At 69.0% G+C, this 21,102-nt stretch carries 13 protein-coding genes; 5 read left to right on the top strand and 8 right to left on the bottom strand.

The features are described from left to right. Positions 1 to 4 precede the first annotated feature (4 nt). Both ABNQ40_RS17075 and ABNQ40_RS17070 read right to left on the bottom strand, forming a co-directional pair. Positions 5 to 742: a sulfite exporter TauE/SafE family protein gene (locus tag ABNQ40_RS17075; RefSeq protein ID WP_109050429.1), complete on the bottom strand. Its 738-nt coding sequence runs from the start codon at positions 740 to 742 to the stop codon at positions 5 to 7. 4 nt (positions 743 to 746) lie between these two features. Beyond that, a complete protein-coding gene (locus tag ABNQ40_RS17070) occupies positions 747 to 2,363 on the bottom strand; it encodes an acyl-CoA synthetase (protein WP_109050430.1) in 1,617 nt (538 codons plus the stop codon). Between the two features lie 180 nt (positions 2,364 to 2,543). On the opposite strand from ABNQ40_RS17070, the gene ABNQ40_RS17065 reads away from it, so the two are divergent. After that, positions 2,544 to 3,053 carry an RT0821/Lpp0805 family surface protein gene (locus ABNQ40_RS17065; RefSeq protein ID WP_109050431.1) on the top strand — a complete coding sequence of 170 codons (510 nt, stop codon included), beginning with the start codon at positions 2,544 to 2,546 and terminating at the stop codon, positions 3,051 to 3,053. A 23-nt stretch (positions 3,054 to 3,076) separates the two neighbouring features. Here the strand turns inward: ABNQ40_RS17065 and pseG are convergent, their stop codons facing one another. From pseG to ABNQ40_RS17035, 6 genes are all read right to left on the bottom strand, one after another. Then, the gene (pseG, locus tag ABNQ40_RS17060) at positions 3,077 to 4,159 is read right to left on the bottom strand and encodes a UDP-2,4-diacetamido-2,4,6-trideoxy-beta-L-altropyranose hydrolase (protein WP_109050432.1); all 1,083 of its coding nucleotides are present in this window, start codon (positions 4,157 to 4,159) and stop codon (positions 3,077 to 3,079) included. A gap of 158 nt (positions 4,160 to 4,317) precedes the next feature. Continuing rightward, positions 4,318 to 5,043: a nucleotidyltransferase family protein gene (locus ABNQ40_RS17055; protein ID WP_109050433.1), complete on the bottom strand. Its 726-nt coding sequence runs from the start codon at positions 5,041 to 5,043 to the stop codon at positions 4,318 to 4,320. A gap of 172 nt (positions 5,044 to 5,215) precedes the next feature. Continuing rightward, positions 5,216 to 9,235, bottom strand: coding sequence for a tetratricopeptide repeat protein (locus tag ABNQ40_RS17050; protein ID WP_109050434.1), 4,020 nt, complete (start codon positions 9,233 to 9,235; stop codon positions 5,216 to 5,218). Beyond that, complete coding sequence (locus tag ABNQ40_RS17045; protein ID WP_109050435.1) at positions 9,232 to 11,247, bottom strand: tetratricopeptide repeat protein; 2,016 nt, start codon at positions 11,245 to 11,247, stop codon at positions 9,232 to 9,234. The genes ABNQ40_RS17050 and ABNQ40_RS17045 overlap by 4 nt, the downstream gene beginning before the upstream one ends. A gap of 100 nt (positions 11,248 to 11,347) precedes the next feature. Then, a complete protein-coding gene (locus ABNQ40_RS17040) occupies positions 11,348 to 13,660 on the bottom strand; it encodes an NADP-dependent malic enzyme (protein WP_109050436.1) in 2,313 nt (770 codons plus the stop codon). A 238-nt stretch (positions 13,661 to 13,898) separates the two neighbouring features. Beyond that, a complete protein-coding gene (locus ABNQ40_RS17035; RefSeq protein WP_391347450.1) occupies positions 13,899 to 15,179 on the bottom strand; it encodes a dicarboxylate/amino acid:cation symporter in 1,281 nt (426 codons plus the stop codon). A 365-nt stretch (positions 15,180 to 15,544) separates the two neighbouring features. Here ABNQ40_RS17035 and ABNQ40_RS17030 point away from each other — a divergent pair, with 365 nt between their 5' ends. From ABNQ40_RS17030 to ABNQ40_RS17015, 4 genes are all read left to right on the top strand, one after another. Further along, a complete protein-coding gene (locus ABNQ40_RS17030) occupies positions 15,545 to 17,338 on the top strand; it encodes an ATP-binding protein (protein WP_247879850.1) in 1,794 nt (597 codons plus the stop codon). Continuing rightward, positions 17,335 to 18,705, top strand: coding sequence for a sigma-54 dependent transcriptional regulator (locus ABNQ40_RS17025; RefSeq protein ID WP_109050438.1), 1,371 nt, complete (start codon positions 17,335 to 17,337; stop codon positions 18,703 to 18,705). Before ABNQ40_RS17030 ends, ABNQ40_RS17025 begins: the two co-directional genes overlap by 4 nt. A 109-nt stretch (positions 18,706 to 18,814) precedes the next feature. Beyond that, positions 18,815 to 20,500 (top strand): calcium-binding protein, encoded by a 1,686-nt coding sequence (locus ABNQ40_RS17020; protein WP_109050439.1) that lies wholly within the window; start codon positions 18,815 to 18,817, stop codon positions 20,498 to 20,500. Between the two features lie 241 nt (positions 20,501 to 20,741). Beyond that, complete coding sequence (locus ABNQ40_RS17015; RefSeq protein ID WP_098737678.1) at positions 20,742 to 21,050, top strand: hypothetical protein; 309 nt, start codon at positions 20,742 to 20,744, stop codon at positions 21,048 to 21,050. Positions 21,051 to 21,102 lie beyond the last annotated feature (52 nt).

Here is a 21,102-nt window from a genome sequence, read left to right as displayed (position 1 = left end):
GCGATCATTTCAGGAAGAATACCGCGCTCATCACCAGCCCGACGGCGATGATGCCGGCGCGCAGCACGGGTTTCGGAATCCGGCGGCCGAGACGGGCACCGACATAGCCGCCGGCGACCGCCGCCACCGTCATCAGCAGCGCCTTCGGCCACTCGACCGCGCCGCCGGCGGCGTACGCCACCACGGCGATGGCGGTCAGCACCGCCGAGAACAGGTTCTTCAGCCCGTTCATGGCGTTCAGGTCGGTCATGCCGAACAGGCTCAGCTGCGCCAGCAGGAGGATGCCGAGCCCGCCGTTGAAATAGCCGCCATAGACCGAGACGGCGAACAAAGTGCCCAGCATCGCCCCGTTGCCGTGCAGTCCCAGGCTGCGCAGCCGCTGCGCCAGCATGGTGCCGAAGGCGAACAAGCCGGTCGCCAGCAGCAGCAGCCACGGCACGATGCCGCGGAACACCGAATCCGGCGTCACCAGCAGCAACCCGGCCCCGGCCAGACCGCCGACCAGACTGACCGCCGACAGCAGCGGAAGGCTGAGCGTGCCGACCGGCGTCAGGTCCTGGCGATAGCCATAGACCCCGCTGGCATAGCCGGGCAGCAGGGCGACCGTACCAGTGGCGTTGGCGGCGACCGGCGGCACCCCGGCATAGATCAGGGCCGGCAGGGTCAGGAAACTGCCCCCGCCGGCAACGGCATTCATCGCCCCGGCGAAAAATGCCGCAGCCAATAAAATCAATTCGATCATGATATTATGAGCGGTTCCTCAACTCCCGGCGAATGATCTTGCCGGTGGTGGTCATGGGAAGGCTTTCCATGAATTCGATGGCGCGCGGATATTCGTGGGCGGCCAGCCGGGTCTTCACATGCTCCTGGATGGAGGTGACCAGCGCATCGTCCGGCGTCACGCCCTCCTGCAGGACGACGAAGGCCTTGACGATCTCCGTGCGCAGCGGATCGGGCACGCCGACAACGGCCGCCATGCGGACGGCGGGGTGGCCGATCAGGCAATCCTCGATCTCGCCGGGGCCGATGCGGTAGCCGGCCGAGGTGATGACGTCGTCGTCCCGTCCGACGAAGCGGATGTAGCCGTCCTCGTCCAACTCGCCCTGGTCGCCGGTGACCAGCCAATTTCCGATGAATTTGGCCGCGGTGGCGTCGGGGTTGTTCCAATAGCCGAGGAACATCACCGGATCCGGGCGGTGCACCGCGATCAGGCCGAGTTGCCCCGGCGCCAGGCGGTTGCCCTCGCCGTCGATCACCGCCACGTCATGGCCGGGGACCGGGCGGCCCATGATGCCGGGCTTCGGCGCCATCAGCGTGGCGGCCGAGGAGACAATCATGTTGCACTCGGTCTGGCCATAGAACTCGTTGATCGTCACGCCGAAGGTCTCGCGCCCCCAGTCGAGCAGCCCGGCGCCCAGGGTCTCGCCGCCGCTGGCGACCGATCTCATGTCGATGGCATGGCGCGCCCGCGGATTCTTAACCGCCCGCATCATCTTCAGCGCGGTCGGCGGCAGGAAGGCGTTGCGCACCTTGAATTCGGCCAGCAGGGCGAAGGCGGCCTCGGCGTCGAACTTCTCGAAGCGGTGGGACACCACCGTCACGCCATGGTGCCAGGCCGGCAGCAGCACGTCGAGCAGTCCGCCGATCCACGCCCAGTCGGCCGGTGTCCAGATGCGGTCGTCCGGCTGCGGGAACAGGTCGTGCGACATCTCCACGCCCGGCAGATGGCCCAGCAGCACCCGGTGCGCATGCAGCGCGCCCTTCGGCTGGCCGGTGGTGCCGGAGGTGTAGATGATCAGCGCCGGATCGTCCGGACCGGTGTCGGCCGGGGTGAAGCTGTCGGACGCCGCATCGCACAGCCCGTGCCAGTCGAGGCAGCCCGGCCCCGACCCGTCGATGCGGTAGACGGCGCGCAGGTCCGGCAGGCGGTCGCGGATCTGGGCGATCTTGGCGGCGCCCACGGCATCGGTGACCACGGCGCGGGCGCCGCAATTGGCCAGCCGGTATTCCAGCGCCTCCACTCCGAACAGCGAGAACAGCGGGACGGCGATGCCGCCCAGCTTGTAGACCGCGACGTGGCTGATGGCGGTTTCCGGCGCCTGGGGCAGCAGGATGCCGACCCGGTCGCCGCGCGCCACGCCCTGCGCCGCCAATGCGTTGGCGAAGCGGTTGGACAGGGCGCGGATGTCGGAGAAGCGGTATTCCTCGACCCCGCCGTCGCGCCGCTTGTTGATCAGGGCGATGCGGTCCGGCTCCGCCTCCGCCCAGCGGTCGCAGACGTCGACGCCGATGTTGTAGCGGTCGGGCACGCGCCAGGCGAAGGCGCGGGACACCCCTTCCCAGCTGTCCGCATTGGGCAGCATGTTCGTTCCCTCCCAAGGGCTTGTCGTCGATTCCTTTGTGGAACCGTTGGGTCGATCATAGGAGCAACCGAGGCACCGCGTCACGCATCGGGAATAAGATGCGGGTCAGCCATGTTGATGGCGTCAGGAACGGACGGTTTCGTGCCGATCCCAACAGGACCCAACAGGACGAGAGCCACCATGAAAGCCAGCCCCTTCCTCGCCGCCGCGCTGTCCGCCAGCCTGCTCGCGGCCCCGCTTGCCGGCTGCGCCCAGCCCGGCTACGGCGATTCCTATGGCGGCGTCAGCGCCAACAAGCAGACGGCCGGCACCGTGCTGGGCGGCGTGGTCGGCGGTCTGGCAGGCTCGCGCTTCGGCGGCGGCAGCGGCAAGCTGGTGGCGGTGGGCGTCGGCACGCTGCTGGGTGCGGCGCTGGGCAATGCGGCCGGCGCCTCGCTCGACCGTGCCGACCAGAATTATGCCCAGCAGGCCGCGGTCAACGCCTACAGCGCGCCGACCGGCAGCACCGTGCGCTGGAACAACCCCGAGACCGGTAATTACGGCACCTACACCCCCGTGCGCGAGGGGACCGGGCCGCAGGGCCAGCTCTGCCGTGAATACCAGACGACCATCGTCGTCCAGGGCCGCACCCAGCAGGGCTTCGGCACCGCCTGTCAGCAGGCGGACGGCACTTGGCGGGTGGTCAGCTGACGCAAGCAACCGGCAGTAAAACCTCAGGCGAGCGCCGTCCGACGCCGGGCGGCGCTGCCCGATTTGGGGGCGGGGCCGGTTAGGGCGCAGGCGATGCGCACCGCTCCCTCGCCATCCAGCGGCAGTGAAGCGGCTGCATCCTGCATCCGCTGCCGCTGCCCCGCATCGGTCCAGAGAGCGAGCGCTCGCTCGGCGATGATCCCAGCTGCCTCGGCCGGGGGGCGTCCACGGGCGTCCACGGCACTGCTCCAGCCGAACTCCGCGGCATCGCTGCTCGCCATCGCCTGATTGTCGGCGGTGACCACCAGCAGGGTCGGCACCGCCAGGGCCGCCAGTTCGCCCATGGTGCCGCCGCCGGCCGACACCGCCAGCCCGCTTTCCGCCATCAGCGCGCCCATGCGCGGGCAGTCGATCTCCACGGCAAGCCCATCGCCGGCAAGCTTTGCGACCTCCGCCGCGCGCGGGTTGCTGCCGCCGACGACGGCGACGATCCGGCAGCCGTCGGGCCGCCGCTTCGCCAACGCTTCGAGGACCGGGCCGGTCAATCCCAGCGGGTCGGAACCGCCGAAGGTCACCAGCAGCACCGGGCGTTCGGCGATGCCGAGCCGTTGCGCCTGTGCCGCCAGTCGCACCTCCCGCCGCAGCGGGGCATAGCCGGGGCCGAGCAGCAGGACGGCGCCGGGCGCCATAGCGTCATAGGGAAGGGCGTCGGCCTGCGGTGCCGCATTGACGACGAGGTCGGCATGCAGCGGCGTGCCGTCGCCCAGATCGTCCCAGGCCAGTACCCGTGCGCCCGCTGCCTGAAGCCCGGCGCGGTAGGCCTCGCCGAAGCGGTAGCCGTCGAGCATCACCGCTCTGCCATGTTCCCGCCGCAGCAGCGAGCGGGTGGCGGCCAGATCCGCCGCCTCTCCCACCGGGCCGGCGATGGAGACATGGCGGAAGCCGTCGGAGGTCAGACGGCGGTCGATGGCGGGCGTGGATTCCACGGCGGCGAACAGCGCCTCGTGCCCCTGGTCGCGCAGCGCCTCCGCCACGGCGAGACAGCGCATGACATGGCCGGTGCCGATGGTCGGCGAGGCGTCGGCACGGATGAGGATGACGGCCATGGCGCGGGTCCGTAAGAGACGGCGTGGCTGTCCTACCACGGCACGCGGGATCGGGGTGGCCAGCATCTTGGCCCGGCACTTTGCGCCTGTCCAGCGACAGACCGGGGGCGTGCGGGGGTAAATTGCGGTCCTCGGGACGGCGCGTCGGGAGTCCCCCCTCAGGACTCCCGGCCGGCAATGACGCTGGCGGCGGTGGCGAGGCTTTCCGGCGTGCCGATGTCGAGGAAGCGGGCCTTGGCGACATGGGCGTTCAGCGTGCCGGCCGGCAGCTTTTCCAGCACGTCGCGTTCCAGCGACACCGCACCCGCCGCGACGAAGCGGTCGAGGAAGGCGGCGGAGAACAGATAGACCCCGGCATTGATGGTGCCCGCTCCCGGCGCCTTGTCCAGGAAGCGGCGGACGCGGCTGTCGGGACCGATCTCCACCCGTACGAAGCGGGACGCGTCCTCCACCGTCACGCAGAGCACCGACGCCTCCGCCCCCGACAGCCGGTGCGAGGCGATGAAGGCCCGCAGGTCGGCGTCGAGGAAGGTGTCGCCGTTCACCACCAGGATGGTGCTGCTCCGCAACTCCTTGCGGACATAGCCGAGCGCGCCTGCGGTGCCGAGCGGGCGCGGTTCGATCTGGCAGACGACGTCGATGGTGCCGGCCGAATCCCCGCGGGCGAGCCAGGCCGTCACCCGGTCGGCCAGATGGCCCAGGCACAGCACCACGCGGCGCGACCCGTAGGTGGACAGATAATCGAGCAGGTGACCGAGGAAGGCGCGGCCCGCAATCGGGGCCAGGACCTTCGGCGTGTCACCCAAAACGCCCCGGATGCGCGTGCCGAGCCCGCCGGCGAGCACCGCGACGTCTATGTTGGCAAGAGCGTCCTCAGACCGCACCGACCGTCCTTTCGCTGAAGTCCCGCTGTCGTCATTCGGCTTGCCGAAGCAGCTTACGACGGAGCGGGCGCCGGGTCATCCACCCTGCGCGGGACCCGGCGGCCATAGTCGATAATGGGCGCGCTCGGGAATCGCAATGCGGAATTGCGCCGAATCATCCACTCTCCGATGGTCACCCCGACCGGGAGCGGTCATCAGCCAGTCGGCGCAGGCGCTGCGCGACTGTAGCAAGAGCGGCGTCATGGTCGCCGGACCGGCCGATCAGCGCCATCGTCGGGAACCAGGGCCGCACCGCCGTTCCCAGGGCCGACCAGTCCCCGGCTCCGGCGATCCGCCAGACCGGCACGCCGAGTGCCGCGGCCAGTTCCCCCACCGCGGTCGGCGCGGATATGACCAGATCCAGGCCGGACATGAGTGCCGCCACCCCATCCAGATCGTTGCGCTGGTCCAGATCGGGCCAGTGATGCAGGGCGGTGCCGAAGCGGTGCAGGGCCTCCTCCCGCTCCGCGTCGTGACCGTCATATTGCAGGCTGACGAAGGCGATGCCGGGGATGCCGAAGACCGGTGACAATTGTGCGATCCGGCTGTAGGCGCCGGCCCGGTCCGCCGTCATCCGGCTGCTGCGCCAGCAGATGCCGACCCGCAAGCCGGGGCCGAGCGCCGCCAGCCTCTCGCGCCAGCCCGCCGCCAGCACGGGATCGGCGGTGAACAGCGGATTGTCCGCGCGGAACCGCCGCAAATCCGGCCGCAGCCGTGCCGCGACGCTGCCCAGCGGCGCGTGGCAATCGGCATCCCGCGGATCCGCGGTGGGTGCCCGGACCTCTGCCGCCGGCAGGGCGCGGGCGAAAAGCCCGGCAAGGCGCGGGTCGCATTCGACGATGACCGTCCCGGCCCGACCGAGCAGATCGGGCAGCGCCGTGCCGAAAAGGATCTCGTCGCCCAGCCCCTGCTCTCCCCACACCAGGATGCGGCGGCCGGCCAGCGGCTCGCCCTGCCATTCGGGGATGTCGAGGCGGCGGGACACGGCGTCGCCGGTGGCGAAGCGGTGGGCGTAGTCGGCCCAGCCGCTGTCGAGATCGCCGTCGGCCAGCCGCAGCAGGGCCCGGTTCATCCGCGCCTCGGCCCGGCCGGGGGCCAGCCTCAGCGTGCGGTCGGCAAACAGGGCGGCGAGCCGGCGCTCTCCCCGCATCAGCAGCGTGTGGCCATGGTTGACCAGCACATCCGGCAGGTCGGGGGCGAGCGCCATCGCGTGGCGGTGGGCGTGCAGCGCGTCGTCCCAGCGCCCGAGCCCGGCCAATGCCATGCCCAGGTTCGACCAGCCCTTGGCCGATGCCGGGACGAGGCGCAGCGACCGGCGGGACTGGCGGGCAGCCTGGGCGAAGCGCCCCAGTCCCTTCGCAGCCGCGCCGGCCGTGGTCAGCACCCCGGCAAGGGCCGGTGCCAGGGCCGCTCCACGGGTGCAGGCGTTTGCCGCCTCGGCGAAGCGGCGGGCGGCGAGCAGCGCTGCGGCGAGGTTGCCCCAGCTTTCCGCCTGCATCGGGCGCAGCCGGACGGTGCGGCGGTGCAGCGTGGCGGCCTCGGGCGCGGCGGCATCGGCCTGGAGCGCCACGCCGAGATTGCCCAGCGCTTCGGCAAAGGCCGGGTTCAGCGCCACCGCAAGCCGGTGCCAGTGGATGGCGGCCTTGATCCGGCCGAGCCGGAGCAGGGTCAGGCCGCCGTTGGTCCAGGCGGCCGGCTGGGTCGGAGCCATGGCGACGGCCTGCCGGTGCAGCGTTTCGGCCTTTGCAAACCGGCCTTGCCGGTGCAGAGCGACCGCCTGTGCCGCCAGCCTCTCGCCATCCGGGACAATTCCTCTCTCCAAGCCCTCTGCCTGGGGGGGAGAGGGCATCCGTTGGGGGGAGAGGGAGCGCAGCGCACGCGCCATGTCGGCCATCGTCGCCGACAGCGGCTCGCCGGGGCGGGGCTGGAACAGCCGCATCGACGGATACCAGGGGCGCACGCCGGCTCCCAACTGCGTCCAGTCGCGGGTGCCGAAGCGCCAGACCGGGGTGCCCAGCGCGCCTGCCAGTTCGCCGATCGACATGGCGGGCGAGATGACGAGGTCCAGACCGGCGATCAGGGCGGCTACGCCGTCGAAATCGTCCTTGCGGTCGAGGTCGTCCCAACGGTGCAGGCGGATGCCGAAGCGCCTCTCGGCCTGCCGGACCTCCTCCTCCACCTCGCCATATTGCAACGGCACCCAGTGGATGCCGGGCAGCGCGAACAGCGGCGCCCAGCCGTCCAGCGGCAGATAGGCGGCGCTGCGTTCGGAGGTCATCATCTGGCTGCGCCAGCCGATGCCGATGCGCAGTCCCGGACCGAGGGCCGCCAGCCGCTCGCGCCACCGCTCCACCAGCCCGGCATCGGGGACCAGCCAGGATGGCCGCGCCGGGAAATCAGCCAGCCGGCGGCGGAGGACGCGGGGCAAGGATCCCATCGGCACGTGGCGGTCATAGTCCGGGATCGCCATCGCCTCCCGCCCCTGCCCGTCCATCGCCTCCGCCCGCACCCTCAGGGTGGGGAAGGACCGGGCGAACAGCGGCACCAGACGGCGGTCGATTTCCAGAATGGTGGAGACGGCCCGTCCGGCCAGCTCCGGGCAGAGGGCGGAGAACAGGATGGTGTCGCCCACCCCTTGCTCCCCCCAGACCATCAGGCGGCGGCCGGTCAGATCCTCGCCACGCCAAGCCGGGGCACGAGGCTGGCGCCCCTGTCCGACCTGACCCGATCCGAAACGCCAGCCATAGCCGGGCCAGCCGCGGTCGAGATCGCCAGCCTCCAGCCGCAGCAGGCCCTTGTTGAAGTGGGACAGCGACAGGTCCGGCCGGAGAGTCAGCGCCCGGTCGTAGCAGCGCTCCGCCTCCCCGCTGTCGCTCAGCCGCTGGCGGGCCAGCCCGAGATTGCTCCAGGCCTCGCCATAAGCAGGGTCGAGCGCCAGGGCGCTGCGGTAGCAGTCGGCGGCACCGGCGTAGTCGTGCCGGCCCTGGCGCAGATGGCCCAGATTGTTGCGGGCCGGCGCCTCCAGCGGAGCAAGACGGATGGCGCGGCGCTGCGACCGCTCGGCCTCGGCGAAACGCTCGGCGCTGCGCAGGGCGTTGCCAATGTTCGTGTGGGGCTCCGCCAATGCAGGGGCGAGCGCCACTGCCACGTGCCACGCCCTCCAGGCGTCGGCGGTGCGGCCGGCGGCGTGGTGGGCATTGCCCAGATTGTTCCAGGCGCCGGCGAAATCGGGCCGGTGGTGGACTGCCTGCCGGTGCAGGGCCTCCGCCTCGGCTGGGCGGCCTTGGGCGGTGCGGACGCTGCCAAGATTGTCCAGTGCGTCGGCATGGTCGGGCTGAATGGCCGTGGCCGCGTCGAAGCAGGTCGCGGCGTCCTCCAGCTGACCGAGAGATTTAAGACACAGCCCCAAACCATTGAGACAGAATGGATCGCGTGGGTTGAGCCGCAGGGCATCGGCGTAGCGCTCCGCCGCGTCCTCCATCCGCCCGGCGGCGTGGAGGGCGGCCGCCAGAGCGGACAAGGCCGAGGCATCGCTGGCCCCTCCGCCCAATGCCGAGGCCATCCGCAAGGCCTCGACAGCCTCGTCCAGCCGGCCGAGCTGGCGCAGGCTGACGGCCCGGTTGGTCCAGGGACGGGGATCGCCCGGCAGCAGATCCGCGGCTCGGGTGTGGGACGCCAACGCGTCGTCCGCTCTCCCGAGCCCTTGCAGGGCGGCACCGAGATTGAGGTGCGCGTCGGCCAGTTCGGGCGACAGCCGGGCGGCCTCCGCATAGCGGTCCGCCGCCTCCGCCAAGCGGCCTTGCGCCGCCAGCACCAGGCCGAGATTGAAATGGGCGCCGACATGGCTGAAATCGCGCTCCAACGCCCGGCGCTGCGCTGCTTCGGCTTCTGCGAGCCTGTCCAGACGTTGCAGAACGATCCCGAAATTGGCGTGATAGTCCGCCACTCCGGGGGCCAGATCGACGGCTTTGGCAATCAGCTCAACGGCCTGAAGGTTGTTGTTGCGCTGGTGGTTGAGGACGCCGAGCAGATGGAGGGCGTCGGCGTGGAGCGGCTCGGCTTGCAGCACCCGTCGATACAGAGGCTCCGCAGCGTCCAGCGCTCCATTCTGATGATGGCGCAGCGCCTCGGCAAACCAGTCGGCAGTGTTCACACATCACCTGCGGAAAATTTGACAAGCAACTGAACCGCCTTTTGTATTGCGTCTTTGACGCTATCGCCGGCATCGGGTTGAATGCAGCGCATGGAGGGAAACCATGGGCGAACCGCGGTGCCGAGCTGGGTCCAGTCGCGGCGGCCCAGACGCCAAACCGGAGTGCCGAGAGCCGCCGCCATCTCCCCGGCGGACGAGGCCACGGTGATCACAAGGTCGAGGTTCGCCATCAGGGCGGCGGTACCCTCCAGATCGGCGATCTGATCGAGGTCCGGCCAGCGGTGGACGCACACACCCAGGCGCTGCTCGATGGCCGCGATCTCCGCTTCCCGCCCGTCATATTGCAGGCTGACGGCATGCAGGCCGGGCAGCCGCAGCAGGGGCGCCCAATCCTCCAACTCCGTATAGGACTGGCGACGTTCGGTGGTGAGGCGCTGGCTGGTCCAGGCGATGCCGATTTTCAGGCCGGGCCCGAGTGCCTCAAGACGCGACCGCCACGCCGCGACCCGCATCGGGTCGGGCTTCAGCCAGCCGGCGGGGGGCGGCGGCATGGGGGCGGTCCGCCAGAGCAGGCGTGGCAAGGAGCCAAAGCCGAGATGGCAGTCGGCATCGGACGGCCGCCGCGTCGGCCCCCGCACGGTGGTGCCGGGGAAGGAGCGCTGAAACAGCGGGACCAGCCGCGGCTCGCATTCGACGATGGCGCCGGGAAGACGGGCCAAGGCCTCCGGCAGCAGCGCGCCGAACATCAGTTCGTCGCCCAGCCCCTGTTCAGCCCACAGCAGCAGGCGGCGTCCCACGAGGTCGCCACCGTCCCATTCCGGGATGTTGAGAGGGTGCTTCGGTTTCAGGCGGCCGGACTCGAAGCGGACGGCGTAGTCTTCCCATCCTTCCGCCAGCCGGCCCTGCCGCAGCCGCAGGAGGGATCGGTTGAAGCGGGCAAGCGCCTGCGCCGGATCGGCATCGAGAGCAAGGGTGAACTCCCGCTCGGCAGCGGCTTCGTCGCCGAGATCCTGAAGGGCGAGCGCCAGATTGGTGTGGGCGGCGGCATAGCCCGGCCGCAGATCCAGCGCCCGGCGTTGCAGGTCGGCGGACTCCACGATCCGTCCTTGCAGGCGACGGACGGTGCCGAGATTGGTCATCGCCTCCGCCATCGTCGGGGCGAGCCGCAGGGCGCGGGCGAAGGCATCGCCGGCCGGGGCGATCCGGTCGGCAACCTGAAGGGCAAGGCCATGGGCGTTCCAACCCTCGGCATCCGCCGGCTCCAGCATCAGATGGCGGCGGTGGGCCGGCAGCGCATCGGCACCGCGGCGTTGCAGCGATCCGGCCAGGGCGAGTGCGGCCGGCGCGTGATCCGGCCGGCGGGCCAGCACGGCATGCAACGCCGTTTCCCCTTCCTCGCTCCGCCCCAGGTCGAGCAGGGCGAGGCCGAGGGCGGCGTGCACCTCCAGCAGGGACGGGTTGGCTGCCAGTGCGTGGCGCAGCAGCGGTTCCGCCTCCGCCGAGTGGCCGAGGCTGCGCAGCACGCTGCCGAGGTTGCCCTCCGCCTCCGCGTAATCGGGACGGGCGCGCAGGGCGGCACGGTAGGCGTCGGCGGCTTCCGTCGCCTTGCCCTGGGCATTGAGCGCGTTGCCCAGCGTGTTGGCGGCTTCCGGGAACGGGCGGCGCAGGCGCAGGGCGTTGCGGGCGGCGCGTTCCGCCTCGGCCGGGCGGCCGAGCGCCTGGAGGGCGTAGGCGAGGTTGGCGTGGTAATCGGGGACATCGCGTCTGGCCGCCACCGCCTGCCCGATCAGGTCGGCGGCGTCGGTGAAGCGGCCGGTCTGGCAGGCGATCATGCCCAGCAGGTGCAGGGCGTCCGGCTGGCGCGGTTGGGCGGCGAGCGCCTGACGGTAGAGCGCTTCCGCCTCGGCCAAACGGCCGGACTGGTGCAGCGGCACGGCCTGCCCGACCAGAGCCGCGGCGTTCGCAGCGGTGTTGCCGGAATTGCGCTGCCCGGAATTGCGCTGGTTACTCATGCCCCGTGCCGTTCCTGTTGGCTACGGGTAAGGGATAGCACGATTCCGATGTGGTGGAATGGGGGCGCGGCAATCACCGCGCCCCCTGCCCTCCCTTGATTTACGCCCCCACGCCGACCGGCGGGGTCGGAGCGGCGTTGACCGGATCGGCGAGCTGGGCATCGACCACCGCGACAGCGGTCATGTTGACCAGACCGCGGGTGGTGACCGACGGGGTGACGATGTGGACCGGCCGCTGGACGCCCAGCAGGATCGGGCCGACATTCTGCGCCTCGCCCAGGATCTTCATCATGTTGAAGGCGATGTTGGCGGCGTCCAGGGTCGGCATGACCAGCAGGTTCGCCTCCCCCTTCAGCCGGCTGTCAGGCAGCACCTCCTTGCGGATGGCCGGCGCCAGGGCGGCGTCGGCATGCATCTCGCCGTCGATCTCGACATCCGGCATCTGCTCGGACGCCAGCTCCACCGCCGCGCGCATCTTGCGGGCCGAGGGCGTGTCGGCGCTGCCGAAGTTGGAGTGGGACAGCAGGGCCACCTTCGGCTCGATGCCGAAGCGCTTCACCTCGTCCGCCGCCAGCCGGGCGATCTCGGCCACCTGCTCGGCGGTCGGGTCGGGGTTGACGTAGGTGTCGGTGATGAAGTGGACGCCCTTCTGCGAAATCAGCGCGTTCATCGTCGCGGCGACCTTCACGCCGTCGCGCAGGCCGATCAGGCCGCAGATGTGCGCCCAATGCTCGTTGAAGCGGCCGGTGGTGCCGCAGACCAGCGCGTCGGCCTCGCCGCGGCGGACCATCAGGGCGCCGAAGACGGTCGGCTGGGTGCGGACAACGTTGGCGGCATGGCTGGGCGAGACGCCGCGGCGGCCCATCAGCTTGCGGTAATGTTCGGTGAAGTTGTGATAGCGCGGGTCGCGGATGATCTCGATGACCTCCACGTCCTGGCCGATCTTCAGGCGCAGGCCCATCTCGCCGATCACCCGCTCGATCACCTCGCGGCGGCCGATCAGCACCGGGTGCGCGATGCCGTCGTCGACCACCACCTGGGCGCAGCGGATCACGCGCGGATCCTCGCCCTCGGCATAGACGACGCGCTTGGGCGCGGTCTTGGCCTTGGTGATGACCGGCTTCATGAACAGGCCGGAGCGGATGACGTACTGGTTCAGCTGGTCCTGATAGGCGCGGAAGTCGGCGATCGGCCGGGTGGCGACGCCCGAGTCCATCGCGGCCTTGGCAACGGCCGAGGACACTTCGACGATCAGGCGCGGGTCGAAGGGCTTGGGCAGGATGTAGTCGGGGCCGAAGCGCAGCGATTCACCGACATAGGCCGCCGCCACCACGTCCGACGGTTCGGCGCGGGCGAGGTTGGCCATGGCATGTGTCGCCGCGATCTTCATCTCTTCGTTCACCGTGGTGGCGCCGACGTCCAGCGCACCGCGGAAGATGAAGGGGAAGCACAGGACGTTGTTGACCTGATTGGGGAAGTCGGAGCGGCCGGTGGCGATGATGGCGTCCGGACGGGCTTCGCGGGCCAGATCCGGCATGATCTCCGGCTCCGGATTGGCGAGCGCCAGGATCAGCGGCTTGTCGGCCATGCGGGCCAGCAGCTCCGGCTTCAGCACCTTCGCACCCGACAGGCCGAGGAAGATGTCGGCGCCGTCGATGACGTCGGACAGCGTGCGCGCCTCGGTATTGTGCGCGTAGGCGTCCTTGTACTCGTTCATCTCCTCGTTGCGGCCCTTGTGGACCACGCCGATGCGGTCGACCAGCCAGACATTCTCGCGCCGAACGCCCAGCGACAGCATCAGGTCCAGGCAGGCGATGCCGGCGGCACCGCCGCCGGTGGAGACGACCTTGACCTTCGAGATGTCCTTGCCGACCAGAGCTAAGCCGTTCAGCACGGCTGCACCCACCACGATGGCGGTGCCGTGCTGGTCGTCGTGGAACACCGGGATCTTCATGCGCTCGCGGCACCGGCGCTCGATCTCGAAGCAGGCCGGGGCGGCGATGTCTTCCAGGTTGATGGCGCCGAAGGTCGGCTCCAGCCGGACGATGGTGTCGACCAGACCATCGACATCCAGCTCGTTCAGCTCGATGTCGAAGCAGTCGATGCCGGCGAACTTCTTGAAGAGGACGGCCTTGCCTTCCATCACCGGCTTGGCGGCCATCGGCCCGATGTTGCCCAGCCCCAGCACGGCGGTGCCGTTGGTGACGACGGCGACCAGATTGGCGCGCGCTGTCAGCTCCGCCGCCTTCGACGGATCCTCGGCAATCGCGGTGCAGGCATGGGCCACGCCCGGCGAATAGGCCAGTGCAAGATCGCGCTGGTTGGCCATGGGCTTGGTCGCGACGACTGCCAGCTTACCGGGCCGCGGGTTGCGGTGATACTCAAGCGCCATCGCCTCAAAATCGCCGGACATCGGGTCTCTTCCTCCGGTTAACGAGATTTCAGTTAATTCTTTGGGTTCACTTCACCTGGATGGCGGTTATAGCCCATTCGGACTGATGCGCCAACCACCCGGAATACAGAAGGGGACGATTCGAACCAAATCGAAGCGTCCCCCTGATCTTACAGGAACCTTTGCCGGGCCGGATGGATCATCTTTGGAATTTCCAAAACCGGCCCGCGCATGCTTGCCGCGCGTCTTGTGCAGGTGCTCAGAGGCGGGCCAGAGCCGGCTCCTTGAAGTGCTGCTGGTATTCGGCGACTGCCTTGCTCTCGTCGAACTCGCCTTCCATCTTGGCGACGACGACGGTGGCCACACCGTTGCCGATCAGGTTGGTCAGCGCACGGGCTTCCGACATGAAGCGGTCGACACCCAGCAGCAGCGCCAGACCTTCGATCGGCAGGACGCCGGTGGCCGACAGGGTGGCGGCCAGCGTCACGAAGCCGCCGCCGGTGACCGCTGCCGCGCCCTTGGAGGTCAGCATCAGGATGACCAGGATGTAGAGCTGCTGCCAGATCGTCAGGTCGACGTTGAAGGCCTGGGCGATGAAGATCGCGGCCATCGACAGGTAGATCGAGGTGCCGTCCAGGTTGAAGGAATAGCCGGTCGGGATGACGAGGCCGACGACATGCTTGGAGCAGCCGAACTTCTGCATCTTCTCCATCATCCGCGGCAGCACGGATTCGGAAGACGAGGTGCCGAGAACGATCAGCAGTTCCTGACGGATGTAGCGGACGAAGTTCCAGATGCTGAAGCCATAGGCCTTGGCGATGCCGCCCAGCACGACGAAGATGAAGATCGCCATGGTGAGGTAGACCGAGGCCATCAGCTGGCCGAGAGCGGTCAGCGACGAGATGCCGTACTTGCCGATGGTGAAGGACATGGCGCCGAAGGCACCGACCGGGGCGACGCGCATCAGGATGCCGATCACGCCGAACAGGGCGTGGCTGATCTTGTCGAAGATGTCCTCGACCAGCTTGCCCTTCTGGCCCATGGCGGACAGCGCGACGCCGAACACCACGGCGAAGAACAGGATCTGCAGCATGTCGCCCTGGACGAAGGCGCCGACGACGTTGTCCGGCACGATGCCGACGACGAAGTCGATGAAGCCGTGCTCCTTGGCGGAGGTGGCGTATTTCTGCACCGCGTCGGCCTTCAGCTGGCCGGGGACGATGTTCATGCCGGCGCCGGGGCGGACGAGGTTGACGACGATCAGGCCGATGCCGAGGGCGAAGGTGGTCACCACCTCGAAATACAGCAGGGCCTTGCCGCCGACCTTGCCGACCTTCTTCAGGTTGCCGATGGAGGAGATGCCGGTCACCACCGTCAGGAAGACGATCGGGCCGATGACCATCTTGACCATCTTGATGAACAGGTCGCCCAGCGGCTTCATCTCCACCGCGATGGACGGGTAGAAGTGCCCCAGCAGGATGCCGATGCTGATGGCGGTCAGAACCTGGAAGGTCAGGTTGGTGTAGAAGGGCTTCTTCACCGTGCCATGCCGGACGGCGGTCGCGTCTGCGCTCATGCTGCTCTCCTCGTGGCGTTCCTCAGAACGGCGTTCCTGGCGGGGTGCCCGTTCTTTCGTCCGGCATTCGGCGCCGGCTGGGCGGGCGGCCCCCAACTGATTGCCTATGAAAGCAAGCGGTGGGCCAATTGCTGAATCCAGCAACATCAAGCATTTGGTGAAATGGAGAGGGCGAGAATCCGCACGACACAGGGTCCGGCGATGTGCGAAAATCCACACACTTCACAGCGCTGCGGCATCATTGTTGCGGCGCAGCATGACCAGGGGCGGCGTTGCTTATCCAACCGGGCGAACAGGCGACAGATTCAACCACCCCTCCCGCCCCGGCCGTGACGCTCTCGCCGGCGGCGCAGCTGGTGGCACGGGCGCTGGAACGGCCGCGCCGGCTGCTGCTGGCCGCTCTGCTGCTGGGCGTGCCGGTGGCGGCCGGGCTTGCGGCTGGCTGGGCCTCGTCGCTGGCGCAGGAGGATCTGCGGGAGAGCGCCCGGGCGCAGCTGGCGCTCTACAACGCCAACCTGCGGGCGGAGCTGGAGCGGCATGCCGCCGTACCGCTCGCCCTGGCGCAGGATGCGGAGGTGCGCGCCCTGCTGGCCAACCCGACGGCGGATGCCGTCGACCGGCTGAACCGCAAGCTGCAGGACATCGCCCGCGCGCTGGATGCGCTGGCGCTCTATGTGATGGACGCCAAGGGAACGACGGTGGCGGCCAGCAACTGGAACAGTCCGGCCAGCTTCGTGGGCGAGAATTTCTCCTACCGGCCATATTTCCGCATGGCGATGGACCAGGGCGAAGGACACCATTTCGCGCTGGGCACAACGTCGCTGGTGCCGGGCTTCTACACCGCGAACCGGGTGGTGGCGGAAAACCGCACAGTGGGGGCGGTGGTGCTGAAGCTGGGCTTCGACCGGCTGGAATCGGCCTGGACGCCGGGACAGGAGAGGCTGCTGGTGACCGACCGCGACGGGGTGGTGTTCATCACCAACGTGCCGTCCTGGCGCTATCATGCCCTGCCCCGCCGCCTGCCGATCAGCCTGCCGATCATCCCGGAGGGCACCAGCGAAGGGCTGGACGTGCTGCCCTGGGCCTTCGGCGGCGCGTCCGACCGCATCGCCCTGGAGGAGAAGGACGGGCAGAAGCGCTATCTGCTGACCTCTGTCGCCATGCCCGGCGGCGACTGGACCCTGCACAGCCTGACCAGCCTGGATCCGGTGACCGCCCATGCCTGGGTCGCCGGGCTTCTCGCGGCGGCGGCGGTGGCGATGGCGGCGCTCGCCGCCTATGCCGTGGCGCTGCGCCGGGTGGCCCTGGTGGAGAGGATCGCCCTTCAGGAGGAATCTCGGGCGGAGTTGGAGCGCCGGGTCGCCGCCGCCACCGCCGACCTGCGCGCGGCGGAGAACGAACTGACCCAGGCGGCCAAGCTGGCGGCGCTGGGCCAGATGTCGGCCGGCATCGCCCATGAGATCAACCAGCCGCTGGCCGCCATGCGCAGCTTCGCCGACAACGCGGTAGTGCTGCTGGAACGCGGGCGGCTGGACTCGGTGCGCGACAATCTGGCGGAGATCGCCGAGCTGACCGACCGCATGGCCGCCATCACCCGCCAGCTGAAGGGCTTCGCCCGCCGCGCCTCCGGCACGCTGGGGCCGGTGTCGGTGCAGGGCGCGGTGACCCAGGCGCTGGCCCTGCTGGAGGCCAGGCTGCGGCGCGAGGACATCGTCGTCGAGGCCGATCTGCCCGACCAGCCGGTCCGGGTGGTGGCGGAGGATGTGCGGCTCCAGCAGGTGCTGGTCAATCTGATCGGCAACGCCGCCGACGCCATGCGTGGCTGTCCGGTGCGCCGCCTGCGCATCGGGCTGGTCGCGGCCGAAGGCGAAGCCCTGCTGAGCGTCGCCGATACCGGCAGCGGCATCGCCGAGGCCGACCTGCCCCGCCTGTTCGTCCCCTTCTTCACCACCAAGGAAGCCGGCGAGGGGCTGGGGCTCGGCCTGTCGATCAGCCATGGCATCGTCGAGGATTTCGGCGGCAGCCTGACCGCCGCCAACCGCAACGGGAAGCCCGGCCATGGCGCCGTCTTCACCCTGCGTCTCACCACCACGGAGCCGTCCGCCAAGGAGCAGAATCAATGAGCCGGTCCATTCCCGAGGTCGCCGGCCCAGAGGCCGCCGGCAACGTGATCTTCGTCGATGACGAGCGCGCGGTGCGGTTGGCCGGGCAGCAGGCGCTGGAGCTGGCGGGGTTCGAAGTGATGGCCTGCGACGGAGCGGAGCGGGCCTTGCGCCATATCGGCCGCGACTGGCCGGGCTGCCTCGTCACCGATGTGCGCATGCCGCAGATGGATGGGCTGGCCCTGCTGGCACGGGTTCAGGAGATCGATCCCGACCTGCCGGTCATCCTGATCACCGGCCACGGCGACGTGCCGATGGCGGTGGAGGCGATGCGCAACGGCGCCTACGATTTCCTGGAGAAGCCCTTCCCGTCCGACCGGCTGACCGAGGTGGCGCGGCGGGCGGTGGAGAAGCGCCGGCTGGTGATGGAGAACCGCCGGCTGCGGGCGCAGATCGCCGGGGGTGTCGACCCGGCGGAGACCATCGTCGGCCGCACGCCGGGCATCGAGCGGCTGCGCACCACCATCGCCGCGGTCGCCGACACCGATGCCGACGTTCTGGTGTTCGGCGAGACCGGTACCGGCAAGGAAATGGTCGCTCGCGCGCTGCACGCGGCCAGCGGCCGGCGCAAGAACCCCTTCGTCGCGCTGAACTGCGGCGCCATGCCGGAATCGATCTTCGAAAGCGAGCTGTTCGGGCATGAGGCCGGCGCCTTCACCGGTGCCGCCAAGCGCCGTGTCGGCCGGATCGAGCATGCCGGCGGCGGTACCCTGTTCCTGGACGAGATCGAGAGCATGCCGCTGGCCCTGCAGGTCAAGCTGCTGCGGGTGATCCAGGAACGGGTGGTCGAACCGCTGGGATCGAACGAGCAGGTGCCGGTCGATCTGCGGGTGGTGGCCGCCACCAAGTCCGACCTGCGGCAGGCGGCGGATGCCGGGAAGTTCCGGGCCGACCTCTATTACCGGCTGAATGTGGTGGTGCTGACCATCCCGCCGCTGCGCGAGCGGCGCGACGACATCCCGCTGCTGTTCCAGCACTTCGTCGCCCAGGCCGCCGCCCGCTACAACCGCGAGCCACGGGTGCCGAGCCGCGACCAGATGCAGCGCCTGATGGGGCAGGACTGGCCGGGCAATGTCCGCGAGCTGCGCAATGCGGCCGACCGCTTCGTGCTGGGGCTGGAGGATGTGGCGCCGGCTCCGGTCTCGGCTCCCTCCACCCTGTCGCTGGCCGAGCAGGTCGATCTGTACGAGAAGGGGTTGATCCAGGCCGAACTCGCCCGCCACCGCGGCAGCGTGAAGGCCGCCATCGAGGCGCTGAACATCCCGCGCAAGACCTTCTACGACAAGCTCAAGCGCTATGGGCTGAGCCGCGACGATTTCCTCGACTGAGGGCATGCGACATTTTGCACCCGGTTCGGCGAACGGAATGGTCATTGTTCCCGAAGGGTTATTGCGCCACCCTGCCGGAGGTTGATCGGCGGCAATCGCGGATGCGGCGATGGACGGGGTGAATTCAAAAGCCTTCCGTTTCTTCAATCGCAGGACGGGAGAGCATTTCTACACGGCGGGCACGGCCGAGCGGGACGGCATCATCGCCGGAATGGCCGACATGAGCTATGAAGGCGTCGCCTTCCTGCAGGGTGGCGGCGCCAGCAACCCGGTGTCGGTGGCCCGCTTCGTCAGGCTGGATACCGGGGAGCATTTCTACACCGCCAGCGTCACCGAACGGGACTACATCCTCCAGAACATGGCGGACCATTACCGTCTGGAGGACCTGCAGGCCTTCCTCGTCTCCGCGACCCCGGACTATCAATTCTCCCAGCCCGTTTACCGCTTCCTCGACACGGCGACCGGCGGTCATTTCTTCACCGCCTCCGAAAGCGAGCGGGACGGGGTGATGGCAAGCCTGTCGAGCTATCGCTACGAGGGGGTGGCCTTCTATGCGAAGCCCACCCCACCGCTTCCCCCTGCCCCATCGGGCGCTTTTGACGAGACGTGGTATCTCCAGGCTTATCCGGATGTCCGCGATGCGGTGAATGCCGGCTGGATGACCGCCCGCACCCATTACGACGCCTTCGGCAGGCGCGAAGGCCGCATGCCGAACGACATGGCGGCGCTGAATGGCGACGACCATTGGATCGCTTTCGACGGAGCGCCCGGCCATGTCAGGATTCTGAATGGCGGATCCGGCAACGACATACTCGACGGGATCGACGGATACAGCATTTCCACCAGCACGATGGTCGGCGGCCACACTGGCTACAGCGACTACAGCGACCGGCTGTTCGGCGAAACCGGCGACGACACGCTGTACGGTGCGCAGAACGATACCCTGAATGGCGGAAGCGGCGACGACACCTACTACGTCCATTCCGCCGGCGTGCTGGTGACCGAAGCAACCGATGCGGGCACCGACGAACTTGTCCTGATCGAGGACGGCATCAGCGGCTATTATACCTATTCCATGCCGGCCAACGTCGAACGGATGCGGGTGTTCATCAATCCGATCGCCGATCCGTCGGTTCCGACCATCGCGGGAAGCGCTGCTGACGACTGGATTTCCGCCGGCAGTACCAACACCCAAATTCAACTTCTGGGCGGATCCGGCAACGACACGCTGAACGGCGGGTCCGGCGGCAGCGGCGGTGCGGTCGTGGAGGGGGGCGCTGGCGACGATTATCTGCTGGCGGTCGGATACAATGACGCGCGATTCTACACATGGGTGGCGTCGGGCAACGACACGCTGAGCGGCGGTGACGGCGACGACACGTTGGTGGCCTGGACCGGCAACGATCGCCTGACCGGCGGCGGCGGTGCCGACACCTTTCTCGTCGATCTAGGCTCTCCGCCGAACCGTCTCTGGCAGGATCCGAAGGCCTGGACCTCCTATCCGGGCCCCGGCGGCAATTCCTATGTCCTGTGGTCGGGCACGTCGGTAACGACGGTCACGGACTTCCAGCCGGGCGTCGATGTGCTGAGCTTCCACCACACCACGCTCAGCCTTTCCGACATCATGGCGCGCTTCACGGACCGCGCGGACGGAATGGGCGTGGTGGCCAGCTTCACCAACGGTGAACTCGGCCTTTCGGCACCGGGCGTTACCGGCAACGGCTTCACGCTCTCGCTCGACAATGTGAAGCAGTGGCAGGTCTCGGCCGACTGGTTCTCGGTTTCCCCGACCTGACGAAACGGCCGGCCGAAGGACTGGCCGTCCCGTCCTGCAACTCTCCCATCGGGGCAATTGACGAACGCCCAAGCTTGCCAGTGGTTCTGCCGGTTCCCATGTGCCGTCTCCACCCGTCTGGCCGGCGCCGCGGGTGGCGCGGCCGCACGGACCTTTCCTTCGGTCCGGCTGTTGTACCGATAGACCGTGCAGCACCGACGTCGAAGGGGACGGCCTGAGAATGTCACCGAGGATTAGCACCATGACCCCCCGTCTCCTTGCGGAGCTTCTGGAACCGATCCTGACCGCCGCGGATGACGACGAAGAGGCCCTGTCGGAGGCCGTGAACCTGACTGCGGAGGCCATGGCGGCGCTGGGTGCCACCGTGCTCGACCCGGACGGTCAGCCGGCCCGCGGGGTGTCCGATGAACGGGCCGTCGTCGCCGCACTGAACACCCACGCGCACAACCTGATGCGCGACGGCCGTCTGGACGATGTGGTCGAGGCCCTTCAAGTGGCCGAGCGGATCGGCCGCATCGCCCATCTGCCGCACCACCCGCGTACCGTCTGACCACTCTTTTGGGAGAAGGCGCGGTCGTTCGTGGAAACGGCTTCGCGGGTGC

The sequence above is a fragment of the Azospirillum sp. A23 genome (assembly GCF_042938965.1).
Taxonomy (GTDB): Bacteria; Pseudomonadota; Alphaproteobacteria; order Azospirillales; family Azospirillaceae; genus Azospirillum; species Azospirillum melinis.
This window is presented reverse-complemented; position numbering and strand designations above follow the sequence as displayed.

Excerpts from the sequence above, each read along its gene's own strand:
- ABNQ40_RS17045 (WP_109050435.1), bottom strand. The coding sequence starts at position 11,247 with ATGAGTAACCAGCGCAATTCCGGGCAGCGCAATTCCGGCAACACCGCT.
- ABNQ40_RS17075 (WP_109050429.1), bottom strand. The coding sequence starts at position 742 with ATGATCGAATTGATTTTATTGGCTGCGGCATTTTTCGCCGGGGCGATG.
- ABNQ40_RS17025 (WP_109050438.1), top strand. The coding sequence starts at position 17,335 with ATGAGCCGGTCCATTCCCGAGGTCGCCGGCCCAGAGGCCGCCGGCAAC.
- ABNQ40_RS17070 (WP_109050430.1), bottom strand. The coding sequence starts at position 2,363 with ATGCTGCCCAATGCGGACAGCTGGGAAGGGGTGTCCCGCGCCTTCGCC.
- ABNQ40_RS17015 (WP_098737678.1), top strand. The coding sequence starts at position 20,742 with ATGACCCCCCGTCTCCTTGCGGAGCTTCTGGAACCGATCCTGACCGCC.
- ABNQ40_RS17040 (WP_109050436.1), bottom strand. The coding sequence starts at position 13,660 with ATGTCCGGCGATTTTGAGGCGATGGCGCTTGAGTATCACCGCAACCCG.
- pseG (WP_109050432.1), bottom strand. The coding sequence starts at position 4,159 with ATGGCCGTCATCCTCATCCGTGCCGACGCCTCGCCGACCATCGGCACC.
- ABNQ40_RS17065 (WP_109050431.1), top strand. The coding sequence starts at position 2,544 with ATGAAAGCCAGCCCCTTCCTCGCCGCCGCGCTGTCCGCCAGCCTGCTC.
- ABNQ40_RS17020 (WP_109050439.1), top strand. The coding sequence starts at position 18,815 with ATGGACGGGGTGAATTCAAAAGCCTTCCGTTTCTTCAATCGCAGGACG.